Annotated in this window: 25 protein-coding genes; 7 read left to right on the top strand and 18 right to left on the bottom strand. The window is 73.8% G+C overall.

All coding sequences use genetic code 11. From position 1 onward, the window contains the following. Positions 1 to 61: 61 nt before the first annotated feature. Complete coding sequence (locus HCN08_RS27050; RefSeq protein WP_167985878.1) at positions 62 to 1,318, bottom strand: GNAT family N-acetyltransferase; 1,257 nt, start codon at positions 1,316 to 1,318, stop codon at positions 62 to 64. Between the two features lie 67 nt (positions 1,319 to 1,385). Next, complete coding sequence (locus HCN08_RS27045) at positions 1,386 to 2,060, bottom strand: RsiG family protein (RefSeq protein ID WP_167985877.1); 675 nt, start codon at positions 2,058 to 2,060, stop codon at positions 1,386 to 1,388. Between the two features lie 261 nt (positions 2,061 to 2,321). On the opposite strand from HCN08_RS27045, the gene dtd reads away from it, so the two are divergent. Next, a complete protein-coding gene (gene dtd, locus HCN08_RS27040; RefSeq protein WP_167985876.1) occupies positions 2,322 to 2,747 on the top strand; it encodes a D-aminoacyl-tRNA deacylase in 426 nt (141 codons plus the stop codon). Between the two features lie 73 nt (positions 2,748 to 2,820). On the opposite strand, the gene ygfZ is transcribed toward dtd, so the two are convergent. From ygfZ to HCN08_RS27005, 6 genes are all read right to left on the bottom strand, one after another. After that, positions 2,821 to 3,789 (bottom strand): CAF17-like 4Fe-4S cluster assembly/insertion protein YgfZ, encoded by a 969-nt coding sequence (gene ygfZ, locus HCN08_RS27035; protein WP_167985875.1) that lies wholly within the window; start codon positions 3,787 to 3,789, stop codon positions 2,821 to 2,823. A 35-nt stretch (positions 3,790 to 3,824) separates the two neighbouring features. After that, on the bottom strand, positions 3,825 to 4,328 hold the full coding sequence (locus HCN08_RS27030) for a Fur family transcriptional regulator (protein ID WP_167985874.1): 504 nt from the start codon (positions 4,326 to 4,328) through the stop codon (positions 3,825 to 3,827). Between the two features lie 20 nt (positions 4,329 to 4,348). Beyond that, a complete protein-coding gene (locus HCN08_RS27025) occupies positions 4,349 to 4,912 on the bottom strand; it encodes an FABP family protein (protein WP_167985873.1) in 564 nt (187 codons plus the stop codon). 232 nt (positions 4,913 to 5,144) lie between these two features. Beyond that, positions 5,145 to 6,155 carry a hypothetical protein gene (locus HCN08_RS27020; protein ID WP_167985872.1) on the bottom strand — a complete coding sequence of 337 codons (1,011 nt, stop codon included), beginning with the start codon at positions 6,153 to 6,155 and terminating at the stop codon, positions 5,145 to 5,147. Continuing rightward, entirely contained in the window at positions 6,155 to 7,081 is a 927-nt protein-coding gene (locus HCN08_RS27015) for a hypothetical protein (protein ID WP_206319291.1), read from the bottom strand. The genes HCN08_RS27020 and HCN08_RS27015 overlap by 1 nt, the downstream gene beginning before the upstream one ends. Continuing rightward, complete coding sequence (locus HCN08_RS27005; protein ID WP_167985870.1) at positions 7,078 to 7,971, bottom strand: hypothetical protein; 894 nt, start codon at positions 7,969 to 7,971, stop codon at positions 7,078 to 7,080. The genes HCN08_RS27015 and HCN08_RS27005 overlap by 4 nt, the downstream gene beginning before the upstream one ends. A gap of 167 nt (positions 7,972 to 8,138) precedes the next feature. Here HCN08_RS27005 and HCN08_RS27000 point away from each other — a divergent pair, with 167 nt between their 5' ends. Continuing rightward, complete coding sequence (locus HCN08_RS27000; RefSeq protein ID WP_167985869.1) at positions 8,139 to 8,501, top strand: DsrE family protein; 363 nt, start codon at positions 8,139 to 8,141, stop codon at positions 8,499 to 8,501. A gap of 29 nt (positions 8,502 to 8,530) precedes the next feature. On the opposite strand, the gene HCN08_RS26995 is transcribed toward HCN08_RS27000, so the two are convergent. The 10 genes from HCN08_RS26995 to HCN08_RS26955 form a co-directional block, all read right to left on the bottom strand. After that, positions 8,531 to 8,845 (bottom strand): DUF3099 domain-containing protein, encoded by a 315-nt coding sequence (locus HCN08_RS26995; RefSeq protein WP_167985868.1) that lies wholly within the window; start codon positions 8,843 to 8,845, stop codon positions 8,531 to 8,533. 62 nt (positions 8,846 to 8,907) lie between these two features. Beyond that, positions 8,908 to 9,327, bottom strand: a complete 420-nt coding sequence (locus HCN08_RS26990; RefSeq protein ID WP_167985867.1) for a PIN domain nuclease — start codon at positions 9,325 to 9,327, stop codon at positions 8,908 to 8,910. Then, positions 9,327 to 9,581 carry a type II toxin-antitoxin system VapB family antitoxin gene (locus tag HCN08_RS26985; protein WP_167985866.1) on the bottom strand — a complete coding sequence of 85 codons (255 nt, stop codon included), beginning with the start codon at positions 9,579 to 9,581 and terminating at the stop codon, positions 9,327 to 9,329. The genes HCN08_RS26990 and HCN08_RS26985 overlap by 1 nt, the downstream gene beginning before the upstream one ends. A gap of 139 nt (positions 9,582 to 9,720) precedes the next feature. After that, entirely contained in the window at positions 9,721 to 10,014 is a 294-nt protein-coding gene (locus HCN08_RS26980) for a DUF1416 domain-containing protein (protein WP_167985865.1), read from the bottom strand. Between the two features lie 40 nt (positions 10,015 to 10,054). Then, on the bottom strand, positions 10,055 to 10,891 hold the full coding sequence (locus HCN08_RS26975; protein WP_167985864.1) for a sulfurtransferase: 837 nt from the start codon (positions 10,889 to 10,891) through the stop codon (positions 10,055 to 10,057). Positions 10,892 to 11,091: 200 nt separating this feature from the next. Then, positions 11,092 to 11,172: a putative leader peptide gene (locus HCN08_RS36985; RefSeq protein WP_355342331.1), complete on the bottom strand. Its 81-nt coding sequence runs from the start codon at positions 11,170 to 11,172 to the stop codon at positions 11,092 to 11,094. A 113-nt stretch (positions 11,173 to 11,285) separates the two neighbouring features. Beyond that, positions 11,286 to 11,984, bottom strand: coding sequence for an LmeA family phospholipid-binding protein (locus HCN08_RS26970; RefSeq protein ID WP_167985863.1), 699 nt, complete (start codon positions 11,982 to 11,984; stop codon positions 11,286 to 11,288). Between the two features lie 124 nt (positions 11,985 to 12,108). After that, entirely contained in the window at positions 12,109 to 13,734 is a 1,626-nt protein-coding gene (locus HCN08_RS34880; RefSeq protein ID WP_206319290.1) for a hypothetical protein, read from the bottom strand. After that, entirely contained in the window at positions 13,731 to 14,024 is a 294-nt protein-coding gene (locus HCN08_RS26960; protein WP_167985862.1) for a MoaD/ThiS family protein, read from the bottom strand. Before HCN08_RS26960 ends, HCN08_RS34880 begins: the two co-directional genes overlap by 4 nt. A 218-nt stretch (positions 14,025 to 14,242) precedes the next feature. Next, entirely contained in the window at positions 14,243 to 15,070 is an 828-nt protein-coding gene (locus HCN08_RS26955; RefSeq protein ID WP_167985861.1) for an alpha/beta hydrolase, read from the bottom strand. Positions 15,071 to 15,164: 94 nt separating this feature from the next. On the opposite strand from HCN08_RS26955, the gene HCN08_RS26950 reads away from it, so the two are divergent. The 5 genes from HCN08_RS26950 (at position 15,165) to HCN08_RS26930 (ending at position 20,629) form a co-directional block, all read left to right on the top strand. Continuing rightward, positions 15,165 to 15,941, top strand: a complete 777-nt coding sequence (locus HCN08_RS26950; RefSeq protein ID WP_167985860.1) for a response regulator transcription factor — start codon at positions 15,165 to 15,167, stop codon at positions 15,939 to 15,941. Positions 15,942 to 15,984: 43 nt separating this feature from the next. Next, positions 15,985 to 17,007 (top strand): LacI family DNA-binding transcriptional regulator, encoded by a 1,023-nt coding sequence (locus tag HCN08_RS26945; protein ID WP_167985859.1) that lies wholly within the window; start codon positions 15,985 to 15,987, stop codon positions 17,005 to 17,007. 112 nt (positions 17,008 to 17,119) lie between these two features. Next, positions 17,120 to 18,289: a S1C family serine protease gene (locus HCN08_RS26940; protein ID WP_167985858.1), complete on the top strand. Its 1,170-nt coding sequence runs from the start codon at positions 17,120 to 17,122 to the stop codon at positions 18,287 to 18,289. Between the two features lie 172 nt (positions 18,290 to 18,461). Then, entirely contained in the window at positions 18,462 to 19,232 is a 771-nt protein-coding gene (locus HCN08_RS26935; RefSeq protein WP_167985857.1) for a response regulator transcription factor, read from the top strand. Further along, positions 19,229 to 20,629, top strand: a complete 1,401-nt coding sequence (locus HCN08_RS26930) for a HAMP domain-containing sensor histidine kinase (protein WP_167985856.1) — start codon at positions 19,229 to 19,231, stop codon at positions 20,627 to 20,629. Before HCN08_RS26935 ends, HCN08_RS26930 begins: the two co-directional genes overlap by 4 nt. The last annotated feature ends 5 nt before the right edge of the window (positions 20,630 to 20,634 follow it).

Here is a 20,634-nt window from a genome sequence, read left to right as displayed (position 1 = left end):
CCAGTGAAAAATCCTGCGGTGAATCGTTAAGCTCTGCTAATGCCTGCCGTCGGGCGGCGGCTCAGAAGACCTCCGGGCACCACGGCCGGCGCGCGGTGCGGAACAGCAGCTCCGCGGTCGCCGCCGCGCCCGGCCGGTGCTCGGCGAGCAGCCCCAGCGCGGCCAGCCGCACCGCCGACTCGTCGCCCAGGTAGAGGCGGCCCAGCGCCCCGCTGTCCAGGCTCAGGTCGGGCGCGGCGCCCGGCGCGGGCGTGCAGCGCGGGGCGGCGTCCGGCGCCGTCTCCAGCCGGTACGTGCCGCCGGCCAGCCCCGCCGGGTCGTGGACGTCGAGGACGAGGTCGGCGGCGAGCGGGCCGTAGCGGCGGGCGGACAGCGCGACGGGCACGTCCAGCAGCCGCAGCCACATGAAGTCGGCGTGCGTGTCGACGCGGGCGGCGCGCACGTCGCCGAGCAGCAGCGGCAGCACGTCGTCGGGCGCGCGGTGCTCGGTGGTGAGCTGCACGACCCAGTCCAGCGACAGCAGATAGCGCCACAGCGCGGCCTCCGCCGCCGGCGTCACGGCGAGCAGCGAATCCACCGTGACGTCCGCCCTCGGCAGCTTGTTGGGCCAGCGCGGATCGTTGACGCGGTACGAGGCCAGGCCGTCGATCTCGCCGGAGACGTTGCGGTAGGCGACGAAGAAGGGCTCCTTGAAGGAGGAGGAGGGCAGCACCACGGCACCGGTCGCCAGGTCCCACCACAACGCCTCGCGGCTGATCGCCCCGGGCGTGCCGAGCCGCACCCGCTCGTACATCCCCGGGCCGTACGCCCGTACGTCCGCGGCGCTGATCAGCTCCACCGTGCCCTCGGCCGGGTCGGGCCCGGCGTAGCGGCGGTCGAGGCCGGCGCGGGGCACGTCGACGTCCCAGTAGGTGACCCAGGTGGCCGGGCCGAAGCCGTAGCGCCCGTAGATCGGATACTCCGCGGCGACCAGGATCGCCGCCGCCTCACCGCGCTCCTTGGCCGCCGCGAGGTCGGCGGACATCAGCCGGGTGGCGAGCCCCCGGCGCCGGTGCGTCGCGGTCACGGCGACGTTGGTGATGGCGTCGGCCCGGACGGTCCCGCCGCCGGGCACGGTCAGCTCCCGCGGCATGCTGCGGAAGGTCGCCACGCAGCGCCGGCCGTCGAACGCCCCCTGCGTCCGGTCCAGATCGAGCCGCGCACGCCGGGCGGCGACCTCCTCGGGCGAGACGGTCGGCGCCCGGTGGAAGCCGGTGTCCAGCGCCCGTACCCACTCGGCGACGTCGCCTTCTTCGAGCGTGCGTATCTCAAGTCCCATGCCCGCACCGTACGCAGGCCCCGCGACGGACCGCATCCGCATTACCCGCGGCCCGCGGCGCCGCGGGCTACTCCGCCAGCAGGTCGTCCACGTGGGCCTCGCCGTCGCGGTAGCGGCGGGTGATCTCGGCCGAGCAGCCGTCGACGGTGTGCTGGAGGCGCTGGCGGCGGCCGGAGACCTCCTGCTCGTGGCGGGCCAGCCGGCCCATCGCGGCGTGCAGTTCGGGGTCGGTGCGGGCGTCGAGGTCGGACAGTTCCACCTCGGCGAGTATCTCCTCGGCGAGCCGGCGGACCCGGGCGGTCAGCGGGGTGCCGAGGGTGACATGGCGGGCGGAGGTGCGGACCCGGGACGGGCCGTCGGCCAGGATCTCCGGCAGCCGGTCGAGCACCGGCGCTTCGGGCGCGCCCTGCGCGGTGTCCGCGCCGCCGCCGCGGGTCTCGGCCCTGCGGTGGAGCTCGGCCCGCAGGATGTCGATGCGCCCGTGCAGCAGCCGGCGCAGATACGACAGGTCGGCCTCCTCGCGCTGGGCCTCGCGGCGCAGGGTGCGCAGCGCCGGCAGGTCGAGGGCGCCCAGGTCCGGCGCCGGGGCGTCAGCCAGCGGGCCACGGGGCGCGGGCGGGCGGGACGGCCCGGGTGCGTCGGCCTTGAGCATGGGGTGGCCTCTCCTGGTGGGCGCCTGCTGCGGGACCGCCGGCCGGTGCGCGGCGGTGCCGGGAGTCTGTCCGGCGCCGGGTGTGGTCATGCCTGCGGTCCCCCGCTCGCAGCACACGGCCGGCTGCGGGGCGCGCCGCCGCGGGCGGGAAGGCCCCCGCCGCCCGGCGCGCCGGGCGTGGGCCGGGACCCTGACGTCGATGCTGCCACCTGCCCCCGGGCGCCGCGGGGACTGTGCACCCGAACGGCCGTCGCAACAGTTGTGCGAAGCCGCTGTCCCGGCGTGCGCCCCGGCCGCCGCGCGCCCCCACCCGCGTACCGGCGCCTCCCCGGCGCACGCCACAATGGCCGCATGCGTGCGGTGGCCCAGCGGGTGAGCGAGGCGAAGGTCGTGGTCGACGGGCGGACGGTGGGCGCCATAGCCGGCCCCGGACTGTGCGTCCTGGTCGGTGTGACGCACGACGACACCAAGGAGAAGGCGGCGAACCTCGCCCGCAAGCTGTGGACGCTGCGCATCCTTCCCGATGAGAAGTCCTGCTCCGACATCGCCGCGCCGCTGCTGGTCATCAGCCAGTTCACCCTCTACGGCGACGCCCGCAAGGGCCGCCGCCCGACGTGGAACGCCGCCGCGCCCGGCTCCGTCGCCGAACCGCTGGTGGACGCGGTGGTGGCGGAGCTGCGGGCGCTGGGCGCGAGCGTCGAGACCGGCGTCTTCGGCGCCGACATGAAGGTGTCGCTCACCAACGACGGCCCCTTCACCGTCGTCATCGACATGTGAGCACAGGTCGCGGGAACACGGCTGCCGGAGCGCGGCTGCGGGAACACGGCCGCGGGAGCACGGCCGCGGGCGGTTACGGGGCGACGATCGTCTCCTGCGTCGCCGCGGTGTCCTCGGCCAGCAGTGTCGCGTGCTCGGGGGTGTTGCGCTTGACCACGGCGAGCGCGATCGGCCCCAGTTCCCAATGCCGCGCCGAGGACGTGACCGTACCGACGACCCGGCCTTCGGCGCCCTCCTCGGCGACCCGGACCTGCGCGCCGTGGCCGGGCAGCCGCACCTCGCTGCCGTCCAGGTGCAGGAAGACCAGCCGGCGCGGCGGGCGGCCCAGGTTCTGCACCCGGGCGACCGTCTCCTGGCCGCGGTAGCAGCCCTTCTGCAGATGCACCGCGCTGTCCAGCCAGCCCAGCTCGTGCGGGATGGTGCGGTGGTCGGTCTCCAGGCCGAGCCGCGGCCGGTGCGCCTCGATCCGCAGCGCCTCGTACGCGAGCACACCGGCCGGCGGCCCGGCCTGCGCGGCGAAGTCGGCGAGCTGCTCGCGGGGCACGAACACGTCCCGCCCGTACGCCGTCTCGCGCACCGCCCACCCGGCGGGGACCTGCGTGATGGAGCCGGCCGGCAGGAAGACCACCGCGTACTGCTCGGAGGCGTCGGCGGTCTCCACCCGGTAGAAGAACTTCATGCTCTCCAGGTACGCCAGCAGCTCCCCTTGTGTGCCGGGCTCGACGTGCATCCAGGTGGTGGTGCCGTCGTCGACCAGGTAGAGGGCGTGCTCGATGTGGCCGTGCGCGGACAGGATCAGCGCCTCGGTCGCCTGGCCCGGCGGCAGTTGCTCGACGTGCTGGGTGAGCAGCAGATGCAGCCACGGCAGCCGGTCGGCACCGCTGACGGTCACGACGCCGCGGTGCGAGAGGTCCACGAATCCGCTGCCGTCCGCGAGCGTGCGCTGCTCGCGGAAGAGGTCGCCGTAGTGCGCGGCCACCCCCTCGTCGGGGCCTTCGGCGGCGACGGCGCCGGGCAGCGACAGCAAAGGGCTCTTCGTCATGCCGTCCAGCCTACGACCAGGGCGGCGCGCCGCCGTCAGTCCCCGGCGGCTTCGGGCTGCGCGGCCGTCTCGGGTGCCTCGCCGGCGTCGGCGGCATCGGCGGCATCGGCCGCTTTCGCCGCCTTCGCCGTGCAGTCCTGGCAGCGGCCGAAGATCGCGAAGTGCTTCATGTCCGTCTCGAAGCCGAACCGTTCGCGCAGCTGGTCCACCAGCGGCGCCGCGAGCTCCACGTCGGCCTCGGTGACCTGGTCGCAGTCCCGGCACACCAGGTGCATATGGTCGTACCGGTCGGCCAGGTGGTACGTGGGCGCGCCGTGCCCGAGGTGGGCGTGGCTGACCAGGCCCAGCTCCTCCAGCAGCTCAAGAGTGCGGTAGACGGTGGAGATGTTGATCCCCGAGGCGGTCTTGCGCACTTCGCACAGGATGCCGTCCGGCGTGGCATGCTCCAGGTCGTCGACCGCCTCCAGCACCAGCTGGCGCTGCGGCGTCAGCCGGTAGCCGCGCCGGCGCAGGTCGCTCTTCCAGTCGGTGGTGACCACCCGGCCAGTGTAGGTCGGGCTTACTTGAAGAACGCGATCCCGTCGTCGGGAAGATCTTTCAGATCGCCGATCCACTCCCGCGGGTCCACGACCTTCTTCAGGTGCGCCGACATGTACGGGCGCAGCTCCACGCTGGGCGTCGACTTCTCGCCGACCCACATCAGGTCGCTGTTGACGTAGCCGTACAGCCGCTTGCCGCCGCTGTAGTCCGGCGCGAAGGGCAGCCGGGCGACGGCGTCGGTGACCAGGTCGATCTGCGGCTTGCCGTCGGCGAGCTCGCCGGTCCAGATCTCGACGACGCCCTCGTCGCGGGTGGTGGTGACATCGACCTTGCGGTCCTCGCCGATCCGCCAGTAGCCGCTCTCGTTCTCCAGCGGGCGGACCTTGTCACCCTGCTCGTCCAGCACCCAGGTGTGCGAGACGTACTCCAGGAAGGGCCGGCCGTCGTGGCTGAAGACGACCTCCTGGCCGAAGTTGCACTTCTCGGCGCCGGGGAAGTCGTGCACGCCCGCGCCCTGCCAGCGGCCCAGCAGGAAGGCCAGCGGCACGAGGTCGCGGTGCAGGTCGGAGGGGATCTCGATCATGTCAGCGCTGGCCCTGGTAGAGCTTCTTGACCGCGTAGAGCGCGAAGGCGGCGACGGCGACGCACACCAGCACCAGCAGGATGTCGAAGTAGTACTCAATGCGCACGGGTCGTGCTCCTCGCGAGGGCTGCGGTAAGGGCCGCGCACAAGTCTAGTGCGCGACCCCTCCCGAGGGCGCGAGCAGGCCCGTGACGTGCGGCTCAGCCGCCGGGGTCCGGCTCGGCGGCCGGGACTAGCTCAGCATCTGCGCCTGGAGGGCGACCGTCTGGCGGTACGCCTGGTCCGGGACGGTGCCGCCCTTGCGGGTGAGCCTGACCACGGCCATGGTGTCGCCGGAGACGAGGTAGGCGAACCGGGCCATGCTCGCGCCGTACGGCGGGGTCTCGCTGTAGCCGGTGACGACGACGCCGTCGGGGACGATCTTCTGCAGGGTGGTCTCGCGGTGGTCGGTGGTGACCCCGTCCACGGGCTTGTCCTTCTCGTCCTGCGCGTACATGCCGGCGTAGCCGCCGGTGATGAACTGGAGCAGGTAGACCTCGCCGCGGGTGCCGTCGGGCATCGTCCAGGCCCGGGCGGCGATGTGCCGCAGCCCGTTCTCCTTGAGGTTGAGCTGCCGCTGCGAGCCGTCGCCGCCGCTGCGCACGTCGTCCAGGTACGTCCCCGGCGGCAGCCAGCCGCCGGTGCCCGGGTAGTGGGCGTCCTCGACGGCGCCCTCGGGCAGCGGGACGAGCAGGGAGCGCAGGTCGGCGTAGTGGACGCCGGCGGGGTTGCGGTCCTCGTCCAGGGGCCGCGGCTTGCGCGCGGGCAGCTTCGGCAGCGCGAGCACGGGGTACGTCCAGCGGCCGTCCGCGGGCGTCTTGAGGCCGGGGATCTTCGTCCGCTCCGGGCGCGTGACGGCGTACGCGGTGCCGGCGCCGAAGACGGCGAAGACCAGCACGACGGCGGTCCACCGCAGCGTCCTGCGCACCCGCGGGCTCATCCCGCGCGGGGCGGGGGGCGGCGGGGCGTACCCCGCGTAGGCGGGCGGGGGGTACGCGGCCGGCGCGTGGCCGGGCGGCGGTGGCGGGTAGCCGGCGGCGAGCGGTGCGGCCTCGGGCACGGGCACGGGCCCGGGCACGGGCCCGGCGGCGACCGGAGCCGGGGCCGGCTCGGGCGCCGGCGGTGGCGGCTCGGGGGTGTCGGCGGGGGTGCCCCCGGGGGTGTGCGCGGGGGTGCTCTCGGGGGTGGCGGAGATCTCGGACATCAGACGCCCTCCCCTGGGGCCTGGATACGGTCGAGCTGCTTGGCCACCACGGTGGCGGCGGCGTCCTCGGACAGCGGGGCGGGGCCGTCGACCCGGATCTGCACCATCAGGTCCCCCTCGGTGGCCGAGCAGTACATCCCGTCCAGCCAGCTCATGTCGTCGCCCCCGTCACCTCCGTCGTCCTCCTCGTCCTCGTCCTCGCCCGACGAGGGGGCGGAGTCGGTCGGCTTCGGCATGACGCACACCGCGTGCGGATGGCCCGCCACGGCCGGCCCCTTGCGCAGCACGTCCGAGCCCTCAGCGAGCTTGCGGAACGTCTCGGGCCCGGCCTGCGCGGCGAGCTTGTTGCCGACCTGGACGAGCGTGATGACGTACTCCAGCTCGCCGTCGTCGCTGCCGTACGTGCGCAGGGCGGCGCCCTTGATGTGCATGGCGTCGATCTGCGCGTCCACCTGCTTGCGCTCGGCGGCGGTGAGCCGGGAGGCGCCGTCGCCGTCCTCGACGAGCTTCTTGGCCTGGGCGGCGTCGAGGACGGCGTCGTTGCCGTAGTTCTCGAAGTCGGGGCCGGGCTCCACGGCGCCGTCGGCGGGCAGCAGCATCTGGCCGAGGTCGCCGTAGTGCGTGCCGCCGGACGTCACGCCGTACGCCTTGGTCGGCTTCGGGCTCGCGGTGGCGGTGGGCGCGGGCTTGGCCAGCGGCTTGTCGTCGCCGCTGCCGAAGAGGGCGTACCCGCCGCCGCCCAGTGCCGCGGCGGCCACGAGGGCGCCGGTCACCAGCAGCGCGGTGCGCTGCCTGCGCGGCGGGGCGACGGCCGCGGGGGCGCCCCACGCGGGGTAGGGCGGCGCGGGCGCCGGGTCGGGCGCGGGCTGAGGTGCCGCGGGCGCCGGGCCGGGTGCCGGCTGGGGCTCCGGGGTCTGGTCGGTCACAGCCGCTCCAGCTGGTTCGTGATCACGGACTGGACGGCTTTCCTGCTCACCGGGTGCAGCCCGGAGACGTAGACCTCGACGAAGATGTCGCCGACGCGGGCGAACGCCTGGCCGACGTACACCTTCAGCGAGCCCTCCTCGTACGGCAGCCCGGACGGCATCACGGTGCCGTCCATCGTGCCGGGGATCGGCGTGCCGTAGCTCTGGTGGACGCCGTCCGGGTAGTCGGTGCCGGACAGCACCTCGGCGGTGTACGAGGTCGTCTCGTCGCGGAACTGCGTGAGCGTGACCTCGGTGTAGACGGAGTCGTTCTTGGGCCCCGAGTCCCAGTGGGTGCTGACCGCCCGCCGGAAGCCGTTCTCCATCAGCTCGGAGAACTCCTCGTCCGACTCCTCGAAGCGGTCCGCGATGTCGGCGACGGTGAGCCAGCCGCGGTCGCGCTGCTTGGCGCCCTTGGGCGTCGGGAGCAGCAGCGTCAGCAGGTTGCCCTCGTAGACGGCGTTGCGGTCGTCCGCGAGCTTGGGCGCCGGCAGGTCCGGGCCCGCGCCCGGCGGCTGCGTCGGCGCGGCGGCGATCAGCGGCGGCAGCGGGGTGGGCGGGCGGTCGTGCTGCACCTTGTACCCGGCCCCGGCGCCGGCGAGCACCCCGAGCACGGCGGCTGCGGCGACGACCAGCGTCAGCGTACGGCGCCGCATCGGCCGGTACGGCTCGGGCGCCGGCGGCACCGACCCGGAGACGAACTCCGGCGCGAAGTACGCGGCCGGCTCGCTGCTCGGGCTCTGCTCCCCGGCGGTGTCCGGGGTGTACGGCGGCTGCTCCCCCGCTGCGTCGGGGGACTGTTCCCCCGCGGTGCCGCCCTCGCGGCGCACGTCGCCGCTCTGCTCTTCCATCGATGCCCCCCCAGGCGTATGACGCACACATGTATGGCACACGCGTGCGGGTTCGTATTATGTCCAGCCGCCACACCGGTCCCCCACCAAATATCCCCACCCTCGGCGTGACCTGCACCACATTCCCCCGCACGCGGCGCCATTGCGCCACCGCCTACGCTGGGCGGATGGCGAACAAGCTCGTGATCAAGGTGACGGCGGGCGCCGACGCGCCCGAGCGGTGCTCGCAGGCGTTCACGGTGGCGGCGGTCGCCGTGGCCAGCGGGGTGGAGGTGTCGCTGTGGCTGACCGGCGAGTCCGCGTGGTTCGCCCTCCCGGACCGGGCCGCACAGTTCGAGCTGCCGCACTCCGCACCGCTGCCGGACCTGCTGGACGCGGTGCTCGCCGGCGGCCGGGTCACCTTGTGCACGCAGTGCGCCGCCCGGCGTGACATCACCGAGCAGGACGTGATCGAGGGCGTCCGTATCGCGGGCGCGCAGCTGTTCGTCAGCGAGATCATGCCGGACGGCGTCCAGGCGCTCGTCTACTGAGACACCCGTCCCACGCCCCCGGCCCTCCCCTACCGCCGCCGGTGGTCCTTCCGGCTGCGCCCCTCCAACTCGGCCCACATCGCATCCGACTCCGGATCCCCGGAGTCCCCCCGCGGCGGCCCGGTGTCGTCGTCCTCGTCATCCCCCGGCTCGTCGAACCACCGCTCCCCCGGCTTGCGCCGATTGGCGACGATCGCCGCGAACGGCGGGATGGTCATGGCCACCAGGCACATCACAATCGCCGCCGGCACCGACCAGATACGCACCACGGCCCACGCCATGACGAACAGCACCACGCAGGTGCCCATCATGGCGAAATACCAATGCCGCCGCCGCGCATCCACCCTTCCACGGTACGTCCGCCCACCACCCCGCTACCAGGCTTGCGGCTCGGCCGCGGGTGGCGTCAGTGGTCGGCGGTGCCGGGTGGGGCGACCCATTCGCTGGGCTGGCCGGTGAGGGAGGCGATCATGTCGAAGTCGCTGTCGTAGTGGAGCACCGTCAGGCGGTTCAGCTCGGCTGTGGCGGCGAGGAGGAGGTCGGGGAGCGAGAGGGCGCGGTGGAAGCCCGCGTTGAGGGCATGGCGCTGGACCTCGAGTGCGCGGGTGAAGGTGGCCTCGTCGGTACCCACGTAGTCGAAGGCGCGCAGCCATGTGCTGATGCGCATCGCCTCGGAGTTGTCCCGCGCGGAGTGGACCATCTCGTATTCGGTCGGTTGGCACACCGCGAGCAGGTAGCGCTCGTGCAGGGGCTTGAGGACGTCCTTCACGCGGGGTTTCGTCCAGCGCGCGAGGGCGGACTTGTCGATCAGGTAGCGGTCCTGCATCAGGCGGCGCGGCCTCCGTCGTGACCGCTGCCGCGCTTGAGGGTGCCGTCCGCGTTGCGCGGGCCGGTGCTCTCGACGATCTCGCTGAAGTCGAGTTCGCCGGCGTCCATGGCGTCGAAGAACTCCTGCCGGAGGTGGCGCTTGACGGCGTCCTCCATGGCGAGGCGCACGGCCTTCGCCTTCGTCCTGGTGCCGAAGATGCGCATGGCCTCGGCGACCATGTCCTCGTCGAGGTCGATCACTGTTCTCGCCATGTGGACGGGCTCCCTCCGCAACGACCGGTCCCATAAACGATACCAATACCGCACACGGGACGATATCGTTTTGCCTCGGCCGATGGACGTGCCGCGGGCCGCACCCCGGGGTGGGGTGCGGCCCGGCGGGGGGTCGGGGTCAGACCGTGATGGCTACCTCGGCCAGGGAGCCCTGTTCGGCGAGGACTACCGTGCGTTCGGCGGTCGCGCCGGGGATCAGGGCGCGCAGGGTCCAGGTGCCGGGGGCGGCGAAGAACCGGAACTGGCCGGTCGCCGAGGTCGGGACCTCGGCGGTGAACTCGCCGCCGTCGTCGAGGAGCCGTACGTATCCGCTCACGGGCTCGCCGTCACGGGTGACGGAGCCCTGGATGATGGTCTCCTTGGCGGTGTCGATGCCTGCCAGGTCCGGCCCGCCGGCCTTCGCTCCACACATAAGGTTCTGTCCTCGCCTTGTCTGGGGTCGTCCGGGTGGGTCAGTTGGCGCCGAGTTCGATCGGCACGCCGACCAGCGAGCCGTACTCGGTCCACGAGCCGTCGTAGTTCTTGACGTTGCCCTGGTCCAGCAGCTCGTGCAGCACGAACCAGGTGAGCGCGGAGCGCTCGCCGATCCGGCAGTACGCGATGGTGTCCTTGGCCAGGTCGACGCTCTCCGCCTCGTAGAGGGCCTTGAGCTCCTCGTCGGACTTGAACGTGCCGTCGTCGTTGGCGTTCTTCGACCACGGGATGTTGCGGGCGCTCGGCACGTGGCCGGGGCGCTGCGACTGCTCCTGCGGCAGGTGCGCGGGGGCGAGCAGCTTGCCGGAGAACTCGTCGGGCGAGCGCACGTCGACCAGGTTCAGCGAGCCGATCGCGGCCACGACGTCGTCGCGGAAGGCGCGGATCGAGGTGTCCTGGGCCTTGGCCTTGTACTGGGTCGCGGGGCGCTCGGGCACGGCGGCGACCAGGTCGCGGGAGTCCAGCTCCCACTTCTTGCGGCCACCGTCGAGCAGCTTGACGGACTCGTGGCCGTACAGCTTGAAGTACCAGTACGCGTAGGAGGCGAACCAGTTGTTGTTGCCGCCGTAGAGGACGACGGTGTCGTCGTTCGCGATGCCCTTGGCGGACAGCAGCGCCTCGAAGCCGGCCTGGTCCACGAAGTCGCGGCGGACCGGGTCCTGGAGGTCCTGCTTCCAGTCGATGCGGACGGCGTTCTTGATGTGGTTCTTGTCGTACGCCGAGGTGTCCTCGTCCACCTCGACGATGACCACCTTGGGGTCGTCGATGTGGGCCTCGACCCAGTCGGCGTCGACCAGGACGTCACTGCGGCTCATGCTGTTCTCCTCCGGGGCAGTGCGGATGCTGCGGGTGCGCGTGACACGCGGGGTGCAAGGGGTGCGGTTGCCGCGGTGCCGGCGGGCGGACGGCCCCGGGAGGTCCCCAGGGGCGCTGCCGACGGCTTCGCGGCGCGGGGCGGGCAGGCGGCGGCGCCGGGCCTTGCGGCCGGCTTGCGGTACATGGGGAGGTGCCGCCCCTAGGGCATGCGACAGAGCATGGCGGCGACGCGGCACAGGTCGACTGCCCGCCGCTTCGTGAGATCCGCCTGTCGCTTCATGACTCCCGATCGTAGGGAAACGGAGCCGCGAGTGTCACCGGTATGTCGAATGTCGAGACAAGATTGTCCGTATTGCGGGACGGTGCGTCATTCCGCCGCCCGCCGGCCCCGTCTCAGCCCGCGAGCTCCACATCCTGCCCACCGACCTGGATGGATATGCCGTCCGGCGTGCCGGTCACCTTCTGGAGGGTGATGCCGTGCGGCAGGTTGCCCAGCTGCCGGGAGAAGTCGATGGTCTTCCTGACCTCGCCCTCCAGGCCCAGCGCGGTCACCGCCTTGGGCAGCTGCTCGGCCTTCACCGAGACGGTGTCGCCCTTGACGGTGATGTCGCTGTAGACGCTCGCCGCGTCGCCCAGCTCGGGGATGCTCGCGCTGAGCTTGACCCGGGCGGTGCCGTCGGCCGCCGCCGGGGCCGCGGAGACCGTCACGCCGTCGGGCGCGGCCTTGCTCAGGTCGTCGTAGGAGATGAAGACCACACCGTCGGCGGTGTCGGCGACCGCGCGCCGGAAGCTGTCGGAGAACTTCACGCCGCGCAGGTCGGCGTCGAAGGACTGGATCCGTACGGTCGTGCCGCCGGCGCCCGCGTTGATGTCCCGCGCCTTGACCTTGACGTCGTCGAGCTTGCCGAAGAGCAGCTGGGTCAGGAACGGGAAGCCCTCGATCGACACCTTCGGCTTCTCGTCCAGGCCCTCGGTGATCTGCACGCGCTCGGCGGCCTTGCTCTGCACCACCGAGACCGCGATCCGGTCCGCCGCGACGAACAGACCGCCCAGGATGACCAGGACGATCAGTACGATCCGCCACACTCGCATGCGCGTGCTTCTCCCACTCGGTTCCGCCGTCGACTTCCGCAACGCCTGACGGGCGGCGAGGGGGCCGCGGTTCCCCACGGCACCGAACCGTTACGTGAGAGCGGGCGGGCCCGGGCCGGGTCGGTTACGTCAGCGCCCGGCCCAGGGCGTAGACGACGGGTGCGGCGGCGGTGAGCGGCAGCGCGACCCCCGCGGTGAAGTGCACGAAGCGCGACGGGAAGTCGTAGCTCGCGACCCGCAGGCCGATCAGCGCGCAGGCTCCGCAGGCCACCGCGAGCAGGACGCCGTCGCCGCCGGCCAGGCCGCCGGTGTGGGCGGCGAGCACGCCGGCGCCGGCCGCGACCAGCAGCGCCGCCGCGAGGGAGAGCGGCTGGCCGGGCAGCGGCAGGGCGCGTACCAGGGTCGCCGCGGCGACCGCGACCGCGCCGGTCACGACCGGGCCGTGGCCGGCGTCCGAGACCAGCGCGGCGAGGTAGCCGCAGGCCAGGACGGTGATCAGGGTCGAGGCGGAGGTCGCGGTGAGGGAGGACAGCCGCTCGTCGGCGCTGCCGTGGTGGCGCAGTTGCAGCACCAGCACGAGCAGCAGCCAGATGCCGAGGGTGCCGGCCATCACCACGGGGGCGTGCGAGCCGTTCGCCGCGAGCATCGCGACGTCGGCGGTGACGCCCGCGAGGAAGGCCAGCACGATGCCCTGCCGGGCGGGCCACATGCCGTTGAGCCGGAACCACCCGGCGGCGGTGACCGCCTGGAGCAGCACCAGCACGACCGCGAGGGCCGGCTTGCCGACCGCGGCGCCCCCGGCGAGCAGCAGCCCGAGCCCGGCGGTCAGCGCGGCGGGCTGCACCCCGGGCGCGATGATCGGCGACCCGGTCCGCCCGTCCGCCCGCATGGGCCCGGCCTCCCTGCGCGCGGCCCGGCCCCCGGCGGGGGCGGGGTTTTCGTCCGCCTCGGGGACGACCGGCAGCACGGCGGTGTGCTCCGCGCCATGAGCCTGCGGCTCGGCATAGTCGTACGCATGCGGCTGCGGCTGCGCCTGCTGCTGCCAGGGCTCACCTGCGGCGCCGTAGCCGGGGCTCACGTGGCCGGGGGCCACGCCGTCGAACCCGGCGGCTTCGCCTGCGGCGCCGGGCGCGGGGGTGCCGTAGCCGGGGCTCGCGTATCCCGGGCTGCCGTGGCCGGCGGGGTCGCCGTAGCCCGAGGGCTCGGCGTATTGCGCCCAGGGCTCCTGGGGCGGCGTCCAGGGGTGGGGCGAGGCGGGGGTGGCCGCCCAGCCGTCGCCTTGCGCGGGGGCTCCGTACGGGGAGCCGTCCTGGCCGGCGGTGTGGGCGGACCAGCCGTCGCCGGGCGGCGGGGCGCCGAAGGGCAGGTCCTGGCCGGCGTGCGGCGGTACGGCCGCGGGCAGCGGCTCGGGCACGTAGGTGCCGTCAGGCGGGTAGGACCCGGTGCCGTCCGGGGCGTAAGGCCCGGTGCCGTCCGGGGCGTAAGGCCCAGCGCCGTCCGAGGCGTAGGGCGCAACCCCCTCCGGCGCGTAAGACCCCGCGCCCTCCGGCGGGTACGGCCCCGTCCCGTCCGGGGCGTAAGGCCCGGTGCCGTCCGGCGCGTAGAGCCCCGTCCCCTCCGGGGCGTAGGAGCCCGGCGGATGGGGAAGCTCTTCGTGGCCGCGGCCCTGTGCGGGCTGCTCGCCGGAGCCGGAGCCGGAGTCGTAGCCGGAGCCGTAGCCGTACGGCGTGTTGTCGCGGTGGTCGGTCATGCGGAGCCTCCCGCGAAGGGGGGCAGCACCTCGACGGTGGCGCCGTCCGGGAGGGGGACCTGCGTGTGGTCGCGGGTGCCGACGGGGTGGCCGTCGACCAGGAAGGAGCAGCGCCCCAGCACCCGGGCGAAGTCCGGCGTCGCGGCGTGCCGGCGGCGGGCGGCGGCCAGCGCGTCGGCGAGCGTGACGGCGCGGTAGGGCTCCTCCGCCGTGCCCGCGGCGGCCTTGGCGGCGGCCCAGTAGCGGATCGTGCCCGCCACGGGCTGTGCTGCCGTGTCGGTTGCGGCCATCGGGGCTCCGTCCCTCGTCTTTCCTCGTGCTGCGCGGCTCAGGTAGCTCAGGCGGCTCAAGCCACCCGAGTGGCCCGCCTCGCCCGTACGGGCGCCGGCACCCACCGCCGTACGGCCCGGCACCGGCACCGGCACCGGCACCGGCACCGGCAGCCGTACCGTCGTCCCGCCGGCGCCGCGGCATGCCGCCGCGCGGTGTCCATCATGGCCCTTCGGCCTCACCGCACTCCACCACGGGCGGTCAGCCATTCGCCGATCCGGCCCAGCAGCGCCGCGTCCGCCGCGTTCTCCGCATGGCCGAAGCCGCGCTCGATCCACAGGTCGGCGCCGCCCTCGCCGGCCGCCGCGGCGAGCGAGAGCGGGTGGTCCAGCGGGAAGTACGCGTCCCGGTCGCCGTGCACGATGAGCAGCGGCGTCGGCGCGATGTAGGGCACGGACTCCACGGGCGAGCGCGGCACCGGGTCCCAGTCGCGGGAGTTGATCCGGGTCTTCAGGCCCCAGCGGCCCACGAGCCGCCCCGCCGGCCGGGTCACGACCCAGTGCAGCCGCCGCATCGGCGCCGTCCCCCGGTAGTACCAGCGGGCCGGCGAGCTGACCGCGACGACCGCGTCGACCTCGCCCATTCCCGAGCCGGGCCCCGCCCCGGCGTGCCGCAGCACCACCGACGCGCCCATGGAGAAGCCGACCGTGGCGACCCGCCGGTAGCCGAGCCGACGCGCCCAGCCGACCGCCGCGTCCAGGTCCAGCACCTCGCGGTCGCCCACCGTGGAGTGCCCGCCGGAACGCCCGTGGCCGCGGAACGAGAACGTGACGACGCCGCCGTATCCGCGCAGCACACCGGCCGCGCGGCGCACCGCGGGCCGCTCCAGCGCGCCGCTGAAGCCGTGCGCGACGACCACCGCGAGGTCGCGCGTGCCGCCGTCCGCGCCGCGGTGCTCCGCCTCGATCGCGATGCCGTCGGACGTCAACAAAACCGCGCCGTAACCACCCGATGTGGTCGGCGAAACACGCAAACATCCGTCGTCGGTCTCGGCAGCGGTGTCCATGTCGGCTATTGTTCCGTGCAAGAGGACCTGGGCAACGCCGCCCCCGGGTCCTTTCGTGCTTTCTCGCACCAGTCCGACCGACGGGAGTCACCCGGTGAGTTCTCTGTTGCTGCTGACCAACGCACTCCAGCCGTCCACCGAGGTGCTGCCCGCGCTCGGGCTGCTGCTGCACAGCGTGCGGGTGGCCCCCGCCGAGGGCCCGGCCCTCGTCGACACCCCGGGCGCGGACGTGATCCTCATCGACGGCAGACGCGATCTGCCGCAGGTGCGCAGCCTGTGCCAGCTGCTGCGCTCCACCGGCCCCGGCTGCCCGCTGATCCTGGTGGTCACCGAGGGCGGCCTCGCCGCGGTCACCGCGGACTGGGGCATCGACGACGTGCTGCTGGACACCGCGGGCCCGGCCGAGGTCGAGGCGCGGCTGCGGCTGGCGACGGGCCGGCAGCAGATCGCCGGCGACGACAGCCCGATGGAGATCCGCAACGGCGACCTGTCGGTCGACGAGGCCACCTACAGCGCCAAGCTCAAGGGCCGGGTGCTGGACCTGACCTTCAAGGAGTTCGAGCTGCTGAAGTACCTGGCGCAGCACCCGGGCCGGGTCTTCACCCGCGCCCAGCTGCTCCAGGAGGTGTGGGGCTACGACTACTTCGGCGGCACGCGGACCGTGGACGTGCACGTACGGCGGCTGCGGGCCAAGCTCGGCCCCGAGCACGAGTCGCTGATCGGGACGGTGCGCAACGTCGGCTACCGCTTCGTGACGCCGGAGAAGGCCGAGCGGGCGGCGGAGGACGCGGCACGTACCGAGGGCGCCGCCGGGCGCGGTGGGACGCGGGGCGCCGCGGAGCGCCGTTCGTCCACAGAGCAGCCGGTATGACAATCCGTGTGACGATCCGATAGACACGCGTAGACTTCCCGTCGTGCCCAAGGTGACGCGCGACGACGTGGCCAGGCTGGCGGGGACCTCCACCGCGGTCGTCAGCTACGTCATCAACAATGGACCCCGGCCGGTAGCCCCGGCCACCCGCGAGCGGGTGCTGGCTGCCATCAAGCAGCTCGGCTACCGGCCCGACCGGGTGGCCCAGGCGATGGCCAGCCGCCGTACGGACCTGATCGGGCTGATCGTGCCCGACGCGCGCCAGCCGTTCTTCGCGGAGATGGCGCACGCGGTCGAGCAGGCCGCCTCCGAGCGCGGGAAGATGGTGCTGGTCGGCAACTCCGACTACCTCGACGAGCGCGAGACGCACTACCTGCGGGCGTTCCTGGGGATGCGGGTCTCGGGGCTGATCCTGATCAGCCAGGGCCTGAGCGAGAACGCGGCGACCGAGATCGACGCGTGGGACGCCCGGGTGGTGCTGCTGCACGAGCGGCCCGAGGCGATCGACGACATCGCGGTGCGCACCGACGACGTCGGCGGGGCGCAGCTGGCGGTACGGCACCTGCTGGAGCACGGCCACCCGTATGTCGCGTGCCTGGGCGGCACGGAGATCACGCCGATGGTCGGCGACCCGGTCACCGACCACGTCGAGGGCTGGCGGCGGGCGATGGAGGAGGCGGGGCGGTCCACCGAGGACCGGCTCTTCCACTCCCCGTACAACCGCTACGACGCCTACGAGGTCGCGCTCGGCCTGCTGGCGGGCCCGGACCGGCCGCCGGCGATCTTCTGCGCCACGGACGACCAGGCGCTGGGGGTGCTGCGGGCGGCGCGCGAGCTGCGGCTCGACGTGCCCGAGCAGCTCGCGGTCGCCGGGTTCGACGACGTCAAGGAGGCCGGGCTCGCCGACCCGCCGCTGACGACGGTGGCCTCGGACCGCAAGGGCATGGCCCGGGCGGCGGTGGACGCGGTGCTGGACGACTCGCTGCGGGTGCCCGGCGCCCGGCGCGAGCGGCTGCGGCAGTTCCCGTCCCGGCTGGTGGTCCGGCAGTCCTGCGGCTGCCACTGAGGGCCCGGCTCCCCGCCGGGGCGATCATCTTTATTTAGGGCATACGGGGTTCTGTCGGGCTTCTCAGCGTGTGCTCAGCCAGCTCTCATGTTCCGGCCCCACAGTCGTAGACATGACCGAGAGCAGCCGCAACGGCGAACCCCAGAACCCGTACGACCCGCAGCTTCCGCTCTACTCCGGGCCCGCCCAGGCCCCGGTCCCGTCCGGCCAGGCTCCCCAGGCACCGCAGGCCCCGGACAACTCCTACGCCGGCTTCCCGCCGCCGCCCCCGTACGGCCCCGGCGGTCCGCAGACCGCGACCGGCGGCCCCGGTGAGGGCGGCGGCGCAGGACACCGGCGGCGGCGGGTGCCGCGGCCGGTCGCGCTGATGGCCGCGGCGGCGGTCGCGGCCGGCCTGGTCGGCGGCGGCGTCGGCGCCTTCGTCGGGCACGCCACCGACGACCACCCCGCCGCCGCGAGCAGCACCGCGCAGACCGGCTCCGCGGCGATCAACGCCGCCGCGCTCAACGGAACCATCGCCGGCGTCGTCAAGGCCGTGGACCCCAGCGTCGTGGAGATCAACGCGACCTCGGGCCAGGGCAAGGCCACCGGCTCCGGCGTGATCATCACCTCGGACGGCCAGGTCGTCACGAACAACCACGTGATCGCCGGCGCCCAGCAGATCAGCGTCACGTACCCCAACGGCAAGACCGCGAGCGCGAGCGTCGTCGGCACCGACCCGAACAAGGACCTGGCCCTCATCAAGATCCAGGGCGCCTCGGGCCTGCCGGCCGCGACCCTCGGCGACTCCTCCTCGGTGGCGATCGGCGACCAGGTCGTCGCGATCGGCTCCCCCGAGGGCCTGAGCAACACCGTGACCAGCGGCATCGTGTCCGCCCTCAACCGCGAGGTGACCGTGCCGGTGGAGACCGGCCAGGACCAGGGCGGCGGCCAGGACCAGGGCCAGGGGCAGGGCTTCGGGTTCGGCGGCAGCGGCGGGCGCGGCGGCGACCAGTGGCCGTTCTCCTTCGGCGGCAACCAGTACAACGGCGACACCGGCAGCTCCACGACCACGTACAAGGCGATCCAGACGGACGCCTCGCTCAACCCGGGCAACTCCGGTGGCGCGCTGATCAACATGTCCGGTCAGATCATCGGCATCAACTCGGCGATGTACTCCGACTCCTCGTCCTCGGGCGGCTCGTCCTCGTCGTCGGCCGGCAGCGTGGGCCTGGGCTTCGCCATCCCGGTCAACACCGTCAAGGCCGATCTGGCGACGCTGCGCGCCGGCGGCTCACACTGAGGCCGGCGGCGGCGTGAGGCGGCCGAGGGTGCCGGGACTCCCGGCGGCCCCGGCCGCCGCCGTACCGTCGTGCAGTACCGAGTCCGTCACCGGGTCCCGCGTCGGCTCCGTCGCCGAGTCCGCCGTCGGGTCCGTCCCCCGGTCCGTCATCCCCAGCGAGGTAGCAGACACCATGAGCCCTGGTCCCGGCTCCGCCCCCGGCACCGGCGAGGCCGCCGAGCCGGCCGCCGCGCGCATCCTGATCGTGGACGACGAGCCCGCCGTGCGCGAGGCGCTGCGCAGGAGCCTGGCCTTCGAGGGCTACGGCACCGAGCTGGCCGCCGACGGCCTCGCGGCGCTGGAGGCGGCCGACACGTACCGCCCGGACGCGATCGTGCTGGACGTGCTGATGCCGCGGATGGACGGCCTGACCACGGCCCGGCGGCTGCGCGCCACCGGGGTGACCACGCCCATCCTCATGCTCACCGCCCGGGACACCGTCGGCGACCGCGTCACCGGCCTCGACGCGGGCGCCGACGACTACCTCGTCAAGCCCTTCGAGCTGGACGAGCTCCTCGCCCGGCTGCGCGCCCTGCTGCGCCGCAGCGCGTACGCCACCGCCGCGGCGGCCGGCGGCGACCCGGACGCGCACGTGCTGTCCTTCGCCGACCTGCGGATGGACGTCACGACCCGGGAGGTCACCCGCGGCGGCGCCCCCGTCGAGCTGACCCGCACCGAATACACCCTGCTGGAGCTGTTCCTGACCCACCCGCGGCAGGTCCTCACCCGCGAGCAGATCCTCAAGGCGGTGTGGGGCTTCGACTTCGAGCCCTCCTCCAACTCCCTGGACGTCTACGTGATGTACCTGCGCCGCAAGACCGAGGCCGGCGGCCGGCCCCGGCTGGTCCACACCGTGCGCGGCGTCGGCTACGTCCTGCGCGCCCCGGACGGCGGCCACGCGTGAGGAAGCTCCCCCTGCGGTCCCGGCTGGCGCTGCTCACCGCTGCCGCGGTGGCGGTGGCGGTGGCGGCGGTGGCGTTCGCGGCCTGGTTCATCACCCGCGACCAGCTCGTACGGCAGCTCGACTCGACGCTGCGCAGCACCCGCGTCGACACCCGCTACCTCAACGCGACCATCGCCACCTGCGCCTCCACCGCGCAGACCGGCGGCAACGTGCCGCCGAGCGCGGTCGGCGTCCAGGTCGTCAAGGCCGACGGCACCCGCTGTGTCGGGGCCGGCAGCACACCGTTCGCGGTGCGGGCGCAGGACGTCGAGGTGGCCGCGGGCACGCTGGGCTCGACCGTGCACAACGCCCGTACCGACAGCGGCGGCAGCGTCCGGGTCTACACAGAACCGCTCACCGCCGGGCCCAACGGAGCGCTCACCGGATTCGCGGTGTCCATCTCGCATCCGCTCAGCGAGGTCGACAAGCCGCTGACCACGCTGGCGTGGGTGCTCTTCATCGTCGCCGGCATCGGCGTCCTCGGCGCGGCGAGCGCGGGGCTGTGGATCGCCCGGACGGGGCTGCGGCCGGTCGACCGGCTCACCCAGACCGTCGAGCACATCGCCCGCACCGAGGACCTGAACGTGCGGCTGCCGGTGGAGGGCGAGGACGAGATCGCCCGGCTCGGGCAGTCGTTCAACGCGATGACGTCCGCGCTGGCGTCCTCCCGGGACCGGCAGCGGCAGCTCATCGCGGACGCCGGGCACGAGCTGCGCACCCCGCTGACGTCGCTGCGGACCAACATCGAGCTGCTGGAGCGCAGTGAGGCGACCGGGCGGGCGATCCCGCCGGAGGACCGGCGGGCGCTGCTGGCGTCGGTGAAGGCGCAGATGACGGAGCTGGCCGCGCTCATCGGCGACCTCCAGGAGCTCAACCGCCCGGACACCGCGCCGGTGCTGACGGTGGTGCCGCTGCACGAGATCGCCGGCACCGCGCTGGAGCGCGCGCGGCTGCGCGGGCCGGGCCTGACGATCACCGCGGAGCTCTCGCCCTGGTACGTACGGGGGGAGGCGCCGGCGCTGGAGCGGGCCATCGTCAACCTGCTGGACAACGCGGTGAAGTTCAGCCCGCCGGGCGGCACGATCGAGGTGGTCCTGCGGCACGGCCGGCTCACCGTGCGCGACCACGGGCCGGGCATCCCGCCGGAGGAGCTGCCGCACGTCTTCGAGCGCTTCTGGCGCTCCCCGTCCGCCCGCTCGCTGCCGGGCAGCGGCCTGGGCCTGTCCATCGTGGCCCGCACCGTCCACCAGTCCGGCGGCACGATCACCCTCACCCGCGCGGACCCGACCGGCACCCTGGCCACGCTGCACCTCCCCGGCGCCCCCACGGCCCCGCCGGACACCCCGCCGGAGGGGTGAGCCGG

It is taken from the genome of Actinacidiphila epipremni (assembly GCF_012034175.1).
Lineage (GTDB): Bacteria > Actinomycetota > Actinomycetes > Streptomycetales > Streptomycetaceae > Actinacidiphila > Actinacidiphila epipremni.
This window is presented reverse-complemented; position numbering and strand designations above follow the sequence as displayed.

Coding starts and splice junctions, on each gene's coding strand:
- HCN08_RS27050 (WP_167985878.1), bottom strand. CDS start 1,318: ATGGGACTTGAGATACGCACGCTCGAAGAAGGCGACGTCGCCGAGTGG.
- HCN08_RS27045 (WP_167985877.1), bottom strand. CDS start 2,060: ATGACCACACCCGGCGCCGGACAGACTCCCGGCACCGCCGCGCACCGG.
- dtd (WP_167985876.1), top strand. CDS start 2,322: ATGCGTGCGGTGGCCCAGCGGGTGAGCGAGGCGAAGGTCGTGGTCGAC.
- ygfZ (WP_167985875.1), bottom strand. CDS start 3,789: ATGACGAAGAGCCCTTTGCTGTCGCTGCCCGGCGCCGTCGCCGCCGAA.
- HCN08_RS27025 (WP_167985873.1), bottom strand. CDS start 4,912: ATGATCGAGATCCCCTCCGACCTGCACCGCGACCTCGTGCCGCTGGCC.
- HCN08_RS27020 (WP_167985872.1), bottom strand. CDS start 6,155: ATGTCCGAGATCTCCGCCACCCCCGAGAGCACCCCCGCGCACACCCCC.
- HCN08_RS27005 (WP_167985870.1), bottom strand. CDS start 7,971: ATGGAAGAGCAGAGCGGCGACGTGCGCCGCGAGGGCGGCACCGCGGGG.
- HCN08_RS27000 (WP_167985869.1), top strand. CDS start 8,139: ATGGCGAACAAGCTCGTGATCAAGGTGACGGCGGGCGCCGACGCGCCC.
- HCN08_RS26990 (WP_167985867.1), bottom strand. CDS start 9,327: ATGCAGGACCGCTACCTGATCGACAAGTCCGCCCTCGCGCGCTGGACG.
- HCN08_RS26985 (WP_167985866.1), bottom strand. CDS start 9,581: ATGGCGAGAACAGTGATCGACCTCGACGAGGACATGGTCGCCGAGGCC.
- HCN08_RS26980 (WP_167985865.1), bottom strand. CDS start 10,014: ATGTGTGGAGCGAAGGCCGGCGGGCCGGACCTGGCAGGCATCGACACC.
- HCN08_RS26975 (WP_167985864.1), bottom strand. CDS start 10,891: ATGAGCCGCAGTGACGTCCTGGTCGACGCCGACTGGGTCGAGGCCCAC.
- HCN08_RS36985 (WP_355342331.1), bottom strand. CDS start 11,172: ATGAAGCGACAGGCGGATCTCACGAAGCGGCGGGCAGTCGACCTGTGC.
- HCN08_RS26970 (WP_167985863.1), bottom strand. CDS start 11,984: ATGCGAGTGTGGCGGATCGTACTGATCGTCCTGGTCATCCTGGGCGGT.
- HCN08_RS34880 (WP_206319290.1), bottom strand. CDS start 13,734: ATGACCGACCACCGCGACAACACGCCGTACGGCTACGGCTCCGGCTAC.
- HCN08_RS26960 (WP_167985862.1), bottom strand. CDS start 14,024: ATGGCCGCAACCGACACGGCAGCACAGCCCGTGGCGGGCACGATCCGC.
- HCN08_RS26955 (WP_167985861.1), bottom strand. CDS start 15,070: ATGGACACCGCTGCCGAGACCGACGACGGATGTTTGCGTGTTTCGCCG.
- HCN08_RS26940 (WP_167985858.1), top strand. CDS start 17,120: ATGACCGAGAGCAGCCGCAACGGCGAACCCCAGAACCCGTACGACCCG.
- HCN08_RS26935 (WP_167985857.1), top strand. CDS start 18,462: ATGAGCCCTGGTCCCGGCTCCGCCCCCGGCACCGGCGAGGCCGCCGAG.